Here is a 14,198-nt window from a genome sequence, read left to right as displayed (position 1 = left end):
GCGGCCCCTGTGGCGGGCGGGAGCCTCACGGGACAGGGCGGGGGCCGCCATCGCGGCCCCCGCCCTGTCCCGGCGGTCTTCGAAGGCTCAGAGCGGCCCGGAGCCGTCGTCGACGTCGCCCTCGGGGCCCGTGGGCGGACCGGTCGGCGGCGCGGCGGGCGGAGTGGCGGGCGGGGTCTCAGGCGGGGTCTCAGGCGGGGTCGCGGACGACTCCGCGGCGGCCCCGGCCGGCGGGGTCGCGGGCGGGGTGGCGGACGTCGTCGTCTGGGCGAGCAGGCGCTCCAGCCGCGCGCCCGTCAGCCGCAGGAACTTGCGGTGCTCGCGGTTGCGGTCGAGGACCGCGACCTCGAGCTGGGCGACCGGCGGCCGCTCGCCGCCCGGCTCGGTGAGCGCGGCCAGCGCCACCTCAAGGGCGTCGGCCAGCGACATCGACTCGCGGTAGCGCTCCTTGAGCCGCCCGGCCACGGCGTCGGCCTGGCCGCCCATGGCCGCGAAGCCGTGCTCGTCGAACACCGAGCCGTCGAAGGTCAGCCGGTAGATGGCGTCGCCGTCGGGGGTGTCGCCGACCTCGGCGACGACGACCTCCACCTCCAGCGACTTGATCGACTCGGTGAAGATGCGGCCCAGGTTGGAGGCGTAGAGGTTGGCCAGCCCGCGGCCGGTCACGTCGGAGCGGTCGTAGGTGTAGCCGTTGATGTCGGCGTAGCGGATGCCGCCGAGGCGCAGCTCCTCGAACTCGTTGTAGCGGCCGACGGCGGCGAACCCGATGCGGTCGTAGATCTCGCTGATCTTGTGCAGCGCCCGCGACGGGTTGGGCGCCACGAACAGGATGCCGTCGACGTACTGCAGCACGACGACCGACCGGCCCCGCGCGATGCCCTTGCGCGCGTAGTCGGCCTTGTCCCGCATGATCTGCTCAGGGGACGCATATCCAAAAGGCATGGACACGGGCAGTGGTCCTTTCTAGCGCAGCGGGGCGATGGGGCCGTCGGGCGAGATCATCCGGGCCTCCAGCATCTGTTCGACCTTGGCGGCCACCTGCTGGTCGGTCAGCTTGCGGAAGCCGTCGGCGTCGATCACCGACACGATCGGCCAGATCTTCCTCGACACGTCGGGCCCGCCGGTCGCCGAGTCGTCGTCGGCCGCGTCGTAGAGGGCCTGGATCACCGTCATCACCATGTCGTCGGCCGAGGCGCCGTCGCGGTAGAGCTTCTTCAGCGAGCCGCGGGCGAAGATCGAGCCGGAGCCGATGGCGTCGTACCTGTCGCGCTCGTAGGGGCCGCCCGCCACGTCGTAGCTGAAGATGCGGCCCTCGTCGCGGTCGGGGTCGTAGGCCGCGAACAGCGGCACCACCACCAGGCCCTGCATCGCCATGCCGAGGTTGCCGCGGATCATGGTGGCCAGGCGGTTGGCCTTGCCCGCCACCGAGAGCGTGCGGCCCTCCATCTTCTCGTAGTGCTCCAGCTCCACGCGATAGAGGCGGGCCATCTCGATGCCGGTGCTGGCCGTGCCCGCGATGCCCATGCACGAGTAGTCGTCGGAGCGGAACACCTTCTCGATGTCACGCTGCGAGATGATGTTCCCCGACGTGGCCCGCCGGTCGCCCGCCATCACCACGCCGCCGGCGAAGGTGGCGGCCACGATCGTGGTCGCGTGCGGGACCTGGTCGCCGATCGGAGTGGCCAGCGCCTGGTGACGCTGGGGCAGCAACTCGGGCGCGTACGAGCCGACGAACTCGGTGAACGAGGAGTTCCCTGAGTTTCGGAAAAGCTGGTCCACCAGGCCGACGGGCAGATCCCTGTTCGGTGCCACGCGACTCCCTCCCAACATCAGTGTCTCTAGGCCGACCCTACTCATGTTGCGTTGCTGTCTGCACTTCCCACGATCAGCTCACGGCGAACCGTTCATCAGATCGTTTCTTTACGCCCGCCACACCCCGTGCGATTGTCGGTATGTCTGCACGTCCTGAACAGGAGGCCGACTTGCGACTCCCCAGCCGGCCCGCGCTCGTCGCGGCCGCAGCCGTCCTGGCCCTCACCTCCTGCGGCTCCGGCACCCAGTCCGGGGGCAGCATCACCCTCACCATCACCGCCAACTCCATCGAGGGCGGCAAGAACTCCGAGTCCGCCGCCTGGATCAAGAAGTGGGTCATCCCCGAGTTCGAGAAGACCCACCAGAACGTCAAGGTGCTCTTCCAGGGCAACGGCGTGGACGACGAGCAGTACAAGACCAAGATCGCTCTGGACCTCAAGTCCAGGACCGGGGCCGACGTCATCGACCTCGACGGCATCTGGGTCGGCGAGTTCGCCCAGGCCGGATACATCAAGCCGCTCACCGAGGTCGGCGGCGCCGGCGTCGAGCAGTGGGAGGGCTGGTCGCAGATCCCGCAGGCCGTCCAGGGCCTCGGCATCTTCGACGGCAAGAAGTACGGCCTGCCCCAGGGCACCGACGGCCGCGTGCTGTTCTACAACAAGGCGCTGTTCAGGAAGGCCGGTCTGCCCGAGACCTGGCAGCCGACCAGCTGGCAGCAGATCATCGACGCCGGCGTCAAGCTCAAGGCCGCCGGGGTGCCCACGCCCGTCCAGATCGACGCCGGCACCGCCATGGGCGAGGCCACCACCATGCAGGGCGTGCTGCCCCTGCTGGCCGGCGCCGGGTCGGAGATCTACGCCTCGGGCAAGTGGACCGGCGCCTCCCAGGCCGTCAAGGACGTCCTGGGCTTCTACCAGCAGGTCTACGGCGGCAGCGGGCTCGGCGACCCCAAGCTCCAGCAGGAGGCCAAGGGCCGCGACAAGTCCTTCGCCCAGTTCGCCGCCGGCAAGATCGCCATCCTGGCCGAGAGCGACTACTTCTGGCGCTCGGTCATCGAGCCCAAGGCCGGCGTCGCCCCCATGCCCGACCGCGACCAGGTCGTGGGCTACGCCAAGATCCCGGCCAGGCAGCCCGGCGGCGGCATCCGCGGCCAGGACTTCGTCAGCATGTCCGGCGGGGCCGTCCGCGTGCTCAACCCCTTCTCCAAGAACCCCAAGGCGGCCTGGGAGCTGCTGGCCTTCATGCACTCGGCCGCCGCGACCAAGTCGCAGCTGGCCGGGCAGGCCCGCGTCAGCGCCCGTACCGACGTCAACGAAGAGGTGCTGACCGCCGACCCCATGCTCAAGTTCGTCGCCGTCGAGGTGCTGCCCATCACCGCCTACCGGCCGGGCCTGGCCGTCTACCCGCAGGTCTCCACCGCCCTGCAGGAGGCCACCGCGGCCGTGGTGGCCGGCAGGAGCGCCGACGAGGCGGCCGCGGCGTACCGGAGCAAGCTGGAGGGACTGGTCGGTGGCGCGGCCAACGTCGGCGGCTGACGCCGCGGGGCTGGGCCGGGGCAGGGCGGTCGCGTTCGTCCTGCCCGCCCTGGTCCTGATCGGCGTCTTCCTGCTCTTCCCGGCCCTGTGGACCATCTACCTCGGCCTGACCGACTACCGGCTGACCGGCCTGGCCGCCGCCGACCCCCAGGTCGTCGGCCTGGACAACTACACCGCCGCGCTCGCCGACCCGCGTTTCCTGTCCTCGCTGTGGCTCACCCTGCTGTACGTCGGCGGCTCGGCCGTCGTCGGGCAGGCCGGGCTGGGCTTCGCCCTGGCCTGGATCCTGCGCTCGCGCACCGGCCCGCTGCGCCGGGTCGTCGAGGGCGCGGTGCTGCTGTCGTGGATCCTGCCCAGCACCGTGGTCGGCATGTTGTGGTTCGCGCTGCTCGACCGCGACGACGGCACGCTCAACGCCCTGCTGCACACGCCCGGGTTCGCCTGGCTGCTGGACTACCCGCTGCTGTCGATCATCGTCTTCAACGTGTGGCGCGGCACCGCGTTCTCGATGATGCTCTACTCGGCCGCCCTGGAGAACGTGCCGCCCTCGCACCTGGAGACCGCCCGGCTGGCCGGCGCGAGCGTGCCGCAGCAGCTCCGCGACGTGGTGCTGCCGGCCATCAGGCGGCACGTCCTGACGAACCTGCTGCTGATCAGCCTGTGGACGTTCAACGACTTCACGCCGTTCGTGCTGACCGGCGGCGGGCCCGAGGGCCGCTCGGAGATCCTGCCCGTGTACGTCTACCGCGTCGCCCTCCAGGACGGGCAGCTCGGCGTCGGCGCCGCCATCTCCTTCCTCATCCTGCTGATCAACCTCGTCTTCGCCCTGGCCTACCTGCGGTTGCTGCGCGGACGTCGCCGCACGCGGGAGGTCGCCGCCGCCGGAGGACCGCCCGCATGATCCGCCACACGCTCGGACGGCTGGCCGCCACCGTGTTCGTCGCCGTCGTCCTGGCCTTCTTCGCGCTGCCCATGCTCTGGCTGGCCAGCGCGCCCTTCGACGACACCCCGACGATCACCACGTCGATCCCCGAGTTCACGTTGCGCAACTTCGCCGCCGTCCTGGACAACCCGTACGCGCTGGGCTCGATCCGCAACTCCCTGATCCAGGGGGGCGGGGCGGCGGTGCTGGTCGTCGTCCTGTCGGCGCTGGCCGCCTACGCCCTGTCGCGGGTGCGGCTGCCCGGCCGCGACGTCCTGCTCTACCTGCTCCTGCTGCTGTCGTCCGTGGTCACCGGCACCGCGGCGATGGTGCCGATCTTCGAGCTGGCCACCCGGCTCGGCCTCATCGACACCCATCTCGGCGTCGTCCTGGTGGTCTCGGCCGGCCTGCTGCCCGCCGCGATCTTCATCCTGAAGGACTTCATGGACGAGACGCCCACCTCCTACGAGGAGTCTGCCCGGGTCTTCGGCGCCTCGTCGCTGCAGATCCTGCGGCACATCGTGGTCCCGCTCGTGCGGCCGGGGCTGGCCACCATCGCCGTGTGGGCGCTGGCCAGCGTGTGGGGCGGATTCCTGTTCCAGTTCATCCTGCTGCGCGACCCCGAGAAGGCGCCCGGCTCGATCATCCTCTACACGCTCTACACCGAGGGCGGCGCGCCCCGGCTCGACCTCATCTCCGCCTTCTCGCTGCTGTACTCCCTGCCGGTGGTCCTGATGTACCTGTTCGTCTCCCAGCGGTACGGCTTCCGCTTCCACGGAGGAATCAAGCGTTGATCTCCCTGCACGGCCTGACCAAGGTGTTCCCCGGAGGCGTACGCGCGCTCGACGACCTCGCGCTCACCGTCGCCGACGGCGAGTTCTTCGCCCTGCTCGGCCCCTCCGGCTGCGGCAAGACCACCCTCCTGCGCAGCATCGCCGGCCTGGAGACCCCCACGTCCGGGACCGTCGCCATCAACGGCAAGGACGTCACCGCCCTGCCGCCGGGCGAGCGCGACGTCGCCATGGTCTTCCAGGACTACGCGATCTTCCCCCACATGGACGTCACCGCCAACATCGCCTACCCGCTGCGCATCAGGAAGGTCCCCCGCGCCCGGCGGACGGAGAAGGCGGCCGAGGTCGCGGCCCGGCTCAGCCTCACCGAGCTGCTGCTGCGGCGTCCGTCGGAGCTGTCCGGCGGCCAGCAGCAGCGGGTGGCGCTGGCCCGCGCGATCGCCTGCCACCCGGCCGCGTTCCTGTTCGACGAGCCGCTGTCCAACCTCGACGCCCGCCTGCGCCTGGAGGCGCGCACCTTCCTCAAGCGGCTGCAGCGGGAGCTGGCCGTCACCACGGTGTTCGTCACCCACGACCAGGCCGAGGCGCTCGCGCTGGCCGACCGCATCGCCGTCATGTCCAAGGGCTCGATGATCCAGGTCGGCACCCCCGCGGAGATCTTCCACCGGCCTGCCACCACGTTCGTGGCCTCCTTCATCGGCTCCACCCCGATGAACCTCCTGCCCGCCCGGGTCACCGACGCCGGGCTCGAGGTGGCCGGCGCCCTGCGCCCGCTGCCCGAGGGCCTGACCCCGGACGACGACGCCCCCGTGACGTACGGCGTGCGCCCGGAGTACATGGACCTGTCCCCCGCCGAGCGCCCGGACGCCTTCCCGGGCGTCGTGTCCGTCCTGGAGAACATGGGCACCCACACCCTCATCACCCTGGAGTCCCCCGGCGGGCTCATCCAGGCCGTCGTGCCGGAGGGCGAGGAGCCGCCGCTCGGCGCCGCCCGCTGGGCCGTGCCGCGCCGCTCCCTGGTCTACCGCGACGACCGGCTGCTGTGAGCCTGGGCGACCCGGGCTCGCATACTGGACTCATGGCCAGGTCCTGGATCCTGCACGTCGACCTCGACCAGTTCATCGCCGCCGTCGAGCTGCTGCGCCATCCCGAGTTGCGCGGCCGGCCCGTCGTCGTGGGCGGTTCCGGCGACCCCGCCCAGCCGCGCACGGTCGCCGCCACCGCCACCTACGAGGCCCGCGCGCACGGCGTGCACTCGGGCATGCCGCTGCGCACCGCGCTGCGGCGCTGCCCCGACGCCGTCTTCCTGCCCAGCGACCCGCCCGCCTACGAGGCCGCCTCCGAGCGCGTCATGGCCGCCCTGCGCGAGCTGCCGGTGCTCGTGGAGGTCTGGGGCTGGGACGAGGCCTTCGTCGGCGCCACGACCGACGACCCCGAGGCGCTGGCGGCCGGGCTGCGGCAGGTCGTGCTCGACCGCACCACGCTGAGCTGCTCGGTCGGCATCGGCGACAACAAGCACCAGGCCAAGCTCGCCTCGGCCTTCGCCAAACCGGCCGGCGTCTACCGCCTGACCGGCGAGAACTGGGCCGAGGTGATGAACGACCGGCCGACCGACGCGCTGTGGGGCATCGGCGCCCGGACGGCGAAGAAGCTCGCCGGGCTCGGCCTGCGCACGGTCGCCGACCTGGCCGCCGCCGACCCCGCCGAGCTGGCCCGCGCCTTCGGCCCGGTGAACGGCCCCTGGTACCGCTATCTGGCCCTCGGCAAGGGCGAGGCCGAGGTGGACACCAGTCCCTGGGTGGCCCGCGGTCACAGCCGCGAGATCACCTTCCCCCGTGACCTCACCGATCGTGAGGCCGTCGCCGGCCAGGTGGCCGGTCTCGCCGGGCAGGTCGCCCGTGACGCGGTGGCGGCGGGGCGTCTGTGCGCGCGGGTGACGGTCAAGGTGCGCTTCACCCCGTTCCTGACCCGTACCCGGCAGTGCACGCTCCCCGAGCCCACGGCCGACCCCGGCGCGCTGACCGAGGCGGCGCTGGCCGCGCTGGGCCGCTTCGACCTCGACCGCCCGGTGAGGCTGCTCGGCGTGGCGGTCGACTACACGGCGCTCGACTGAACCCTGGCTGAGCAGGGCCCGAGGAGTGAGCCCCGGCCGCATCGGCCGGGGCTCATCCTTCCCCATGGTCAGAGCGGTGAGGACAAGGCCCTACTGGCCCTACTCGCCACCCTTTTGCACATAGGAACGCACGAATTCCTCGGCGTTCTCTTCGAGCACTTCGTCGATTTCGTCCAGGATCGCGTCGACATCGTCAGTGAGCTTCTCCTGTCGCTCCTGCACGTCCGGCGCCGCCGAGGCCTCGGTCTCCTCAACTTCGGCCTCACGCCGGCCGGTCTGCTTCTGCCCGCCGGTGTCCTTGGTTGCCATGTCCTACCTCCGCTTGGGGGACTGCCTCTAAGGCATATCTTCCCCGAACCGGACGACATTTCGCGTCGAACGCCCTGCGATCTTGGCGGCTTGACTGGATAGCACTCCTATCCAATAATGGATCCACCTATACACAAGGAGATCCCGACATGTCGCCCTCTTCGCTGCACACGGCAGGTGTGCTCCTCATCACAGTTCCCGGCGTCGCGTTCGGCGGCGTGACCCTGCTGCGTTTCCTCATGCGCAACGAGCCGGGCTATCTGGACAACCCCGTCCGCAGGGGCCTGTGGCGGGCCGGGCACGCGCACGCGGGCGTCCTGGTGCTGTTCAGCCTGGTCGCGATGCTGTACGTGGACCAGGCGAGCCTGCCCGAGGGCGTGAAGGCGCTGACGCGCACGCTCATCGTGGCCGCGCCCATCCTGATGCCGCTCGGCTTCTTCCTGTCGGTGCTGCGTCCGCGCGACACCAAGCCGAACCGGCTGATCTGGCTGACCGCGGTCGGCGGCGCGTCGCTGGCCGCGGGCACGCTGACGCTCGGCATCGGCCTGCTGTGAGCCCCGGGACGGCCCGGGGCCCCGGCTACTCCCCGGTGCCGGTCAGCGCGGCGACCAGCTCGGCCGCGGTGCGGCAGCGGTCGAAGAGCTCGCCGACGTGGGCCTTGGTGCCGCGCAGCGGTTCGAGCGTGGGCACGCGCTGCAGGGACTCCCGGCCGGGGATGTCGAAGATCACCGAGTCCCAGGAGGCGGCGGCCACCGACTCGCTGTACTGGCTGAGGCAGCGCCCGCGGAAGTAGGCGCGGGTGTCGGTCGGCGGCAGCTCGATCGCGCGCTCGACCTCCTCCTCGCTGATCAGGCGCTGCATGCGCCCGCGCGCCACGAGCCGGTTGTACAGGCCGCGGTCGGGGCGGATGTCGGAGTACTGGAGGTCGACGAGCTGCAACCTCGGGTGGGACCAGGGCAGGCTGTCGCGGGTGCGGTAGCCCTCCAGCAGCTCCAGCTTGGCGACCCAGTCGAGCTCGCGCGAGAGCTGCATCGGGTCCTCGGCCAGGCGCGTGAGCACGGACTCCCAGCGGTCGAGGACGTCCTTGTTCATCTCGTCCTGGGCGGTGCCGCGTTCCTCGACGTACTTGCGGGCCTGCTCCAGGTACTCCATCTGGAGCTGCACGGCGGTGAGCTTGCGGCCGTCGCGCATCGGGATCTCGTAGCGGCAGGTCGGGTCGTGGCTGACCGCCCGCAGCGACTGGACGGGGTTCTCCACGGCCAGGTCGCGGGTCAGGAAGCCCTCTTCGATCATGGCCAGGACGAGCGCGGTGGAGCCGAGCTTGAGATAGGTGGAGATCTCCGACATGTTGGCGTCGCCGATGATCACGTGCAGCCGGCGGTACTTCTCGGGATCGGCGTGCGGCTCGTCGCGGGTGTTGATGATGGGCCGCTTGAGCGTGGTCTCCAGGCCGACCTCGACCTCGAAGAAGTCGGCGCGCTGGCTGATCTGGAAGCCCTCGCCGCGGGAGTCCTGGCCGATGCCGACCTTGCCCGCGCCGACGACGACCTGCCGTGAGACGAAGAACGGCGTCAGGTGCCGGACGATGTCGGCGAACGGCGTGGCGCGCCGCATCAGGTAGTTCTCGTGGCAGCCGTAGGAGGCGCCCTTGGCGTCGGTGTTGTTCTTGTAGAGCTGGATCGGCGCGTTGGACGGGATCGCCGAGGCACGGGTGGCGGCGTCGTACATCACGCGCTCGCCGGCCTTGTCCCAGATGACCGCGGCCCGCGGGTTGGTGCACTCCGGCGAGGAGTACTCCGGGTGGGCGTGGTCGACGTAGAGCCTGGCCCCGTTGGTGAGGATGACGTTGGCCAGCCCGAGGTCCTCGTCGGTGAGCTGGCTGGGGTCGGCGACCTCGCGGGCCAGGTCGAAGCCGCGCGCGTCGCGGAGCGGGTTCTCCTCCTCGAAGTCCCATCGCGCTCTGCGCGCACGGGCCGCCGAGGCGGCCAGGTAGGCGTTCACGACCTGGGAGGAGGTCACCATCGCGTTGGCGCCTGGCTGACCTGGTACGGAGATGCCGTATTCGGTCTCGATGCCCATCACCCGACGCACCGTCATGCAACACCCTCTGTTCGTCCGGATCTGCCTATCCGCCGTTTATATGCCCGAGCCTATGCCCTTCACAGTGCCCCGAGGCCACAGAGTTATGGCACCGACGCCTTCTGAATCTGTACGGCGGAGCTTGTTGTGGTTTGCGGTGATCTGCGGGGCTTGAGGAGTCGCTGGATCGGCCGTTCGGCAAAGGAGTAGATCAGATACGACAGCACGACGGCGGCCACAGTCGTGACCAGGGCCACCGCCCAGGGGGGCAGGTCGCCGGTGAGCAGCGGGATGAGCGCCGCCGCGGTGACCCCATGGAAGAGGTAAAGCGGGTAAGTGGTGGCGCCCAGCGCGGTGAGCGTCCTGGAGGGTTTGAGGCGGATCAGGCCGAGGGCGACCAGGGCCATGGCGGCGAAGATCAGGGTGAGGGTGACGATCACGCTGGTGTCGGTGACGGGCATGTTCTTGAACCCGGCGGCGTCGATGCGGCGGTGCACGCGGCCCAGCGCGGCGGGGACGGCCATGGCGTACCCGGCGGCGACGTACAGCCACGGGAGCAGGGCCTTGCGGTTCTGGTGGATGAGATACAGGGCCATGCCGGCGACGAAGTAGGGGGCGTAGTCGGGCATGACGATCTCGTTCAGCACGTCGTTGTCCACGAACCTGGCGGCCAGCGCGGCGGCCAGCCAGACGCCCGAGAAGACCAGCACGCGTGCGTACGTGACGCCGGCGATCACCAGGATCGCGATCAGCAGGTAGAAGCGCAGCTCGGCCCAGAGCGACCAGTAGACGCCGCTGGCGTCGGCCACCTTGAACAGCCGCTGGAACATGGTGGCGTTCACCAGGTACTGGCCTGGTGAAAGTTTTGGGTCCAGCGCGGTGGCGCCGGTCAGCCCGTACAGGGCCGCCACGGCGCCGAGGCTCAGCCAGTACGCCGGGTAGAGCCGCACCAGCCGCGACCGGGCGAACGCCCCGAGCCCCCGCCCCCACACGGTCATGAGGATGACGAACCCGCTGATGACGAAGAACAGCTCGACGCCGAGGATGCCCAGCCCGGCGAACGGCGCCAGCGCCGGGAACAGCGCGGCGGGCCTGGCCTCCCAGACCGAGGCGAAGGCCACCAGGTAGTGGAAGGCGACGACCGCCAGGGCGGCGAGGAAGCGCAGCAGGTCGAGCTCGGCCAACCGGCCGTCTCCCCGAGCATGCTTTGGCCGGTTAGCTTGATGCACGCCCCTTTGACGACCCGCTGATCACTTTGGTTCCACAGGTCCCTCTGTTCCCACCAGCAACACGCGTGCGGCCGGGCCGAGGGCGATCGCCTCGCGGGTGCCCGGGTCGAGGGCGAGCAGCCCGGCGGCCCCCGCCGCGCCGCACTCCGACAGCGACACCCCGCGCTCGGCCAGCAGTGCGGCGGCCTGCGCGGCCTGCTCGTCGGCCACGGTGACGAACAGGTCGGCCTGGCGGCTCAGCAGGTCGAAGGCGATCAGGGACGGTTCGAGGCAGTCGAGCCTGCCCAGGCGCGTGGGCGAGCCCGTCGCGTGCACCGGCCGGCCCGCGCGGGCGCTCTCCAGCAGGCAGGGCGCGCCGTCGGGCTCGACCACGACGATCCTCGGCTGCTCGCCCCAGCGGTCGCGCGTGTACCCGGCCGCGGCGGCGGCCAGCCCGCCCACCCCGGCCTGCACGAACACGTGGGTGGGCGGGATCTCGATCTCGTCGAACAGGACGGTGTAGCCGCGCATCACGTCCAGGGGGATGTCGTCGTAGCCCTCCCAGGAGGTGTCGGCGACCAGGCGCCAGCCGTGCTCCTGGGAGGCGTGCAGGGCGGCGGCCAGGCTGGCGTCGTAGTCGCCGCCCTCGCGGCGGACCTCGGCGTCGAGGGCGCGCAGCCGGTGCGCGAACGGCTCGGGCACCTGCTCACTGAGGTAGACGACGCAGTGCGCGCCGAGCTCCCTGGCCCCGGCCGCGACCGAGATGCCGTGGTTGCCGGCGCTGGCGCAGACGTACGTGGTGCCGCCGCCGTCGCGTTCGGACAGCCGGTGCACGGCGTAGGCCCCGCCGAGCGCCTTGAAGCTGCCCAGCCCCATGCGGCCGCTCTCGTCCTTGACGTGCACGGTGCCCGCCCCGCCGATGTCGGTCAGGGTGTGCACGGGCGTGGGCCGGTAGGCCGGGTGCCGGGCGAAGTGGGCGCGGGCGAGCCGGGCGTGCTCCACACCGATCAGCTCACGGTCGCGCTCGGCGAACGGAGTGCGGCCGGGGTTGAAGAAGTGCATGATCGCCATGCTAGGACGGGCCGGGCGACGTTCCCCGGCACCTGGCGGGCGCGTCCGGCCGCATGTCACGAGGAGCGGTCGCGGGCGGCGGCCACGGCGGCCTGGCCGAGGCTGAGTCCGCCGTCGCCGGGCGGCACCCGGGTGTGGGTGAGCACCCGGAACCCGGCCGCGCGCAGGCGCTCGACGGCCCGTTCGAGCAGCAGCGCGTTCTGCAGCACCGAGCCCGACAGCGCCACGGTGTTCAGGCCGGTGCCGTCCCTGAGCATGACGCAGCAGCGCACGACGGCGTCGGCCACGCCGTTGTGGAAGCGTCCCGCGATCGAGCCGGTGGCGATCCCGGCCGCGACGTCGGCGGCGGCGGCCCTGACGAGGTCGGCGGCGTGCACGACGAGCAGGTCGCCCTCGGTGATGGTCGCCGGGTACGAGCCGCTCTCGGCCGGGTCGGCGCGCTGTTCGAGCTCGGCGGCCGCCTGCCCCTCGTAGGTGACGGTGTCCCGGATGCCGAGCAGCGCCGAGACGGCGTCGAACAGCGGCCCGGCGCTGGAGGTCATGGGCGCGCCCAGCCCGCTGCGGGTTCGGGCGAGCACGTCGGGCCAGTGGGCGGCGTTGCGGCGGACGACGTCCAGGTGCGGGTGCTCGTCGCGCAGGTAGGCGGCGGCCATGCGCCACGGCTGGCGGGCCGCGGCGGCGCCGCCGGGCATCGGGACCAGGGCCAGGTGGCCGAGCCGCTGGACGGAGGTCAGGTCGGCGCGCAGGAACTCGCCGCCCCACAGCGTGCCGTCGAGGCCGTGGCCGGGGCCGTCGAGGGCCACGCCGAGCACCGGGCCCGTCTCGCCGTTGTCGGCCAGGCAGGAGGCGATGTGGGCGTGGTGGTGCTGGACGCCGACGAGCTCGACGCCGGTCAGCTCCAGGGCGTGCCTGGTGGACAGGTAGCCGGGGTCGAGGTCGTGGGCGACGACCTCGGGACGGATGTCGAACAGGCCGCAGAAGTGGTCGATGCCCTCGACGAAGGAGCGCAGGGTCTCCTGGTCGTCCAGGTCGCCGATGTGCTGGGACAGGAACGCGCGCCGGCCGCGTACCAGGCAGAAGGTGCTGCGCAGCTCGGCGCCGCAGGCCAGCACCGGGCGGGGCGCGGGACGGCGCAGCGTGAGCGGCTCGGGCGCGTGGCCGCGGGCGCGGCGCAGCACGGTGTGCCCGCCGGACCAGGGTCGCAGCACCGAGTCGTCGGCGAGGACGTGGATGGCCCGGTCGTGGAGGAGGAAGGCGTCGGCGATGCCGCCGAGCCGGGTGACCGCGTCGGCGTCCTCGTGGGCGATGGGCTCGTCGCCGACGCTGCCGCTGGTCAGGACCATGGGTTCGGCCAGCTCCGCGAGCAGCAGGTGGTGCAGCGGCGTGCAGGGCAGCATCAGGCCGAGGTCGCGGCTGCCGGGCGCGACGGCGTCGGCGACGGGCGCGCCGGGCAGCCGGGGCAGCAGCACGATCGGGCGCGCGCGGCCGGTGAGCAGCGCGGCGCCCTGCCCGTCGACCGCGCACAACCGGCGGGCCTGGTCGAGGTCGGCGACCATGACGGCGAACGGCTTCTCCGCGCGGTGCTTGCGGGCCCGCAGCGCCGCGGCGGCCTCCTGGTGGGCGGCGGGCACGGCCAGGTGGAACCCGCCCAGCCCCTTGACGGCGACGACGCGGCCGGCCCGCAGCAGGGTCGCGCAGGCGCTGACCGGGTCGCCGCACAGCTCGGCGCCGCGGGCGTCCAGCAGGCGCAGGGACGGGCCGCAGGCGGGGCAGCAGGTGGACTCGGCGCGGAAGTGGCGGTCGCCGGGGTCGTGGTACTCGGCAGAGCAGTCGGCGCACATCGCGAACCCGGCCATGGTGGTCAGCAGCCGGTCATAGGGCACGCCGCGCACGACGGTGAAGCGCGGCCCGCAGTTGGCGCAGGCGATGAACGGGTAGCGGTGGCGCCGGCCGGCCGGGTCGGCCAGCTCGCGCAGGCAGTCGTCGCAGGTGGCGAGGTCGGCCGGGACGAGGGCGCGGCGCGGGCCGGCCGGGTCGCCGGCGGCGATGCTGAAGCCCCGGTGGCCCGCGGGCGCGCCGCTGACGACGGTGACGCTCTCGATCTCCGACAGGGCGGGCGCGTCGCGCTCCAGCGCGGTCAGGAACTCCTCGACCCCGGCCAGGGCGCCCTCGACCTCGATGAACACCCCCTCGACGTCGTTGCGCACGCGGCCGGCCAGGCCGAGCCTGCTGGCCAGCGAATACACGAAGGGGCGGAACCCCACGCCCTGGACGACGCCTTCGACGCGGACGTCCACCCGCTTACGGACGGTCACAGGCCCCAGTGTGCGCCTCGCCGGGGCGGCTTGTACGGCGGAC

General features: G+C 71.9%; 13 protein-coding genes. 6 read left to right on the top strand and 7 right to left on the bottom strand.

Translation table 11 applies throughout. The annotated features are described in order from the left end of the window. Positions 1-87: 87 nt before the first annotated feature. Positions 88-942 (bottom strand): proteasome subunit alpha, encoded by an 855-nt coding sequence (gene prcA, locus ABZ459_RS30265; protein ID WP_357977337.1) that lies wholly within the window; start codon positions 940-942, stop codon positions 88-90. Positions 943-963: 21 nt separating this feature from the next. Next, entirely contained in the window at positions 964-1,812 is an 849-nt protein-coding gene (prcB, locus tag ABZ459_RS30260) for a proteasome subunit beta (RefSeq protein WP_357977334.1), read from the bottom strand. 170 nt (positions 1,813-1,982) lie between these two features. On the opposite strand from prcB, the gene ABZ459_RS30255 reads away from it, so the two are divergent. Genes ABZ459_RS30255 through ABZ459_RS30235 form a run of 5 tightly spaced genes read left to right on the top strand, consistent with a single transcriptional unit; the run spans position 1,983 to position 7,173 of the window. Then, entirely contained in the window at positions 1,983-3,347 is a 1,365-nt protein-coding gene (locus ABZ459_RS30255) for an extracellular solute-binding protein (RefSeq protein ID WP_357977331.1), read from the top strand. Further along, a complete protein-coding gene (locus ABZ459_RS30250) occupies positions 3,322-4,248 on the top strand; it encodes a sugar ABC transporter permease (protein ID WP_357977328.1) in 927 nt (308 codons plus the stop codon). The genes ABZ459_RS30255 and ABZ459_RS30250 overlap by 26 nt, the downstream gene beginning before the upstream one ends. Continuing rightward, positions 4,245-5,063 carry a carbohydrate ABC transporter permease gene (locus tag ABZ459_RS30245; RefSeq protein WP_352364067.1) on the top strand — a complete coding sequence of 273 codons (819 nt, stop codon included), beginning with the start codon at positions 4,245-4,247 and terminating at the stop codon, positions 5,061-5,063. The genes ABZ459_RS30250 and ABZ459_RS30245 overlap by 4 nt, the downstream gene beginning before the upstream one ends. Further along, positions 5,060-6,106, top strand: a complete 1,047-nt coding sequence (locus tag ABZ459_RS30240) for an ABC transporter ATP-binding protein (RefSeq protein WP_357977325.1) — start codon at positions 5,060-5,062, stop codon at positions 6,104-6,106. Before ABZ459_RS30245 ends, ABZ459_RS30240 begins: the two co-directional genes overlap by 4 nt. Before the next feature lie 32 nt (positions 6,107-6,138). Further along, entirely contained in the window at positions 6,139-7,173 is a 1,035-nt protein-coding gene (locus tag ABZ459_RS30235; RefSeq protein ID WP_357977323.1) for a DNA polymerase IV, read from the top strand. Positions 7,174-7,272: 99 nt separating this feature from the next. Here ABZ459_RS30235 and ABZ459_RS30230 read toward each other — a convergent pair whose 3' ends face one another. Continuing rightward, positions 7,273-7,482, bottom strand: a complete 210-nt coding sequence (locus ABZ459_RS30230; protein WP_132622197.1) for a ubiquitin-like protein Pup — start codon at positions 7,480-7,482, stop codon at positions 7,273-7,275. Positions 7,483-7,631: 149 nt separating this feature from the next. Between ABZ459_RS30230 and ABZ459_RS30225 the strand changes: the two genes are divergently transcribed. Further along, a complete protein-coding gene (locus ABZ459_RS30225; RefSeq protein ID WP_357977321.1) occupies positions 7,632-8,036 on the top strand; it encodes a hypothetical protein in 405 nt (134 codons plus the stop codon). Positions 8,037-8,061: 25 nt separating this feature from the next. Here the strand turns inward: ABZ459_RS30225 and dop are convergent, their stop codons facing one another. From dop to hypF, 4 genes are all read right to left on the bottom strand, one after another. Then, complete coding sequence (dop, locus tag ABZ459_RS30220) at positions 8,062-9,579, bottom strand: depupylase/deamidase Dop (protein ID WP_357977319.1); 1,518 nt, start codon at positions 9,577-9,579, stop codon at positions 8,062-8,064. Positions 9,580-9,665: 86 nt separating this feature from the next. Next, complete coding sequence (locus ABZ459_RS30215; RefSeq protein WP_357977316.1) at positions 9,666-10,745, bottom strand: acyltransferase; 1,080 nt, start codon at positions 10,743-10,745, stop codon at positions 9,666-9,668. Positions 10,746-10,811: 66 nt separating this feature from the next. Continuing rightward, a complete protein-coding gene (locus ABZ459_RS30210) occupies positions 10,812-11,831 on the bottom strand; it encodes a pyridoxal-phosphate dependent enzyme (RefSeq protein ID WP_357977313.1) in 1,020 nt (339 codons plus the stop codon). A gap of 65 nt (positions 11,832-11,896) precedes the next feature. After that, positions 11,897-14,155 carry a carbamoyltransferase HypF gene (hypF, locus tag ABZ459_RS30205; protein ID WP_357977310.1) on the bottom strand — a complete coding sequence of 753 codons (2,259 nt, stop codon included), beginning with the start codon at positions 14,153-14,155 and terminating at the stop codon, positions 11,897-11,899. Positions 14,156-14,198 lie beyond the last annotated feature (43 nt).

Origin of the sequence: Nonomuraea sp. NPDC005692, assembly GCF_040631115.1 — a bacterium.
Classification (GTDB): Bacteria; Actinomycetota; Actinomycetes; order Streptosporangiales; family Streptosporangiaceae; genus Nonomuraea.
This window is presented reverse-complemented; position numbering and strand designations above follow the sequence as displayed.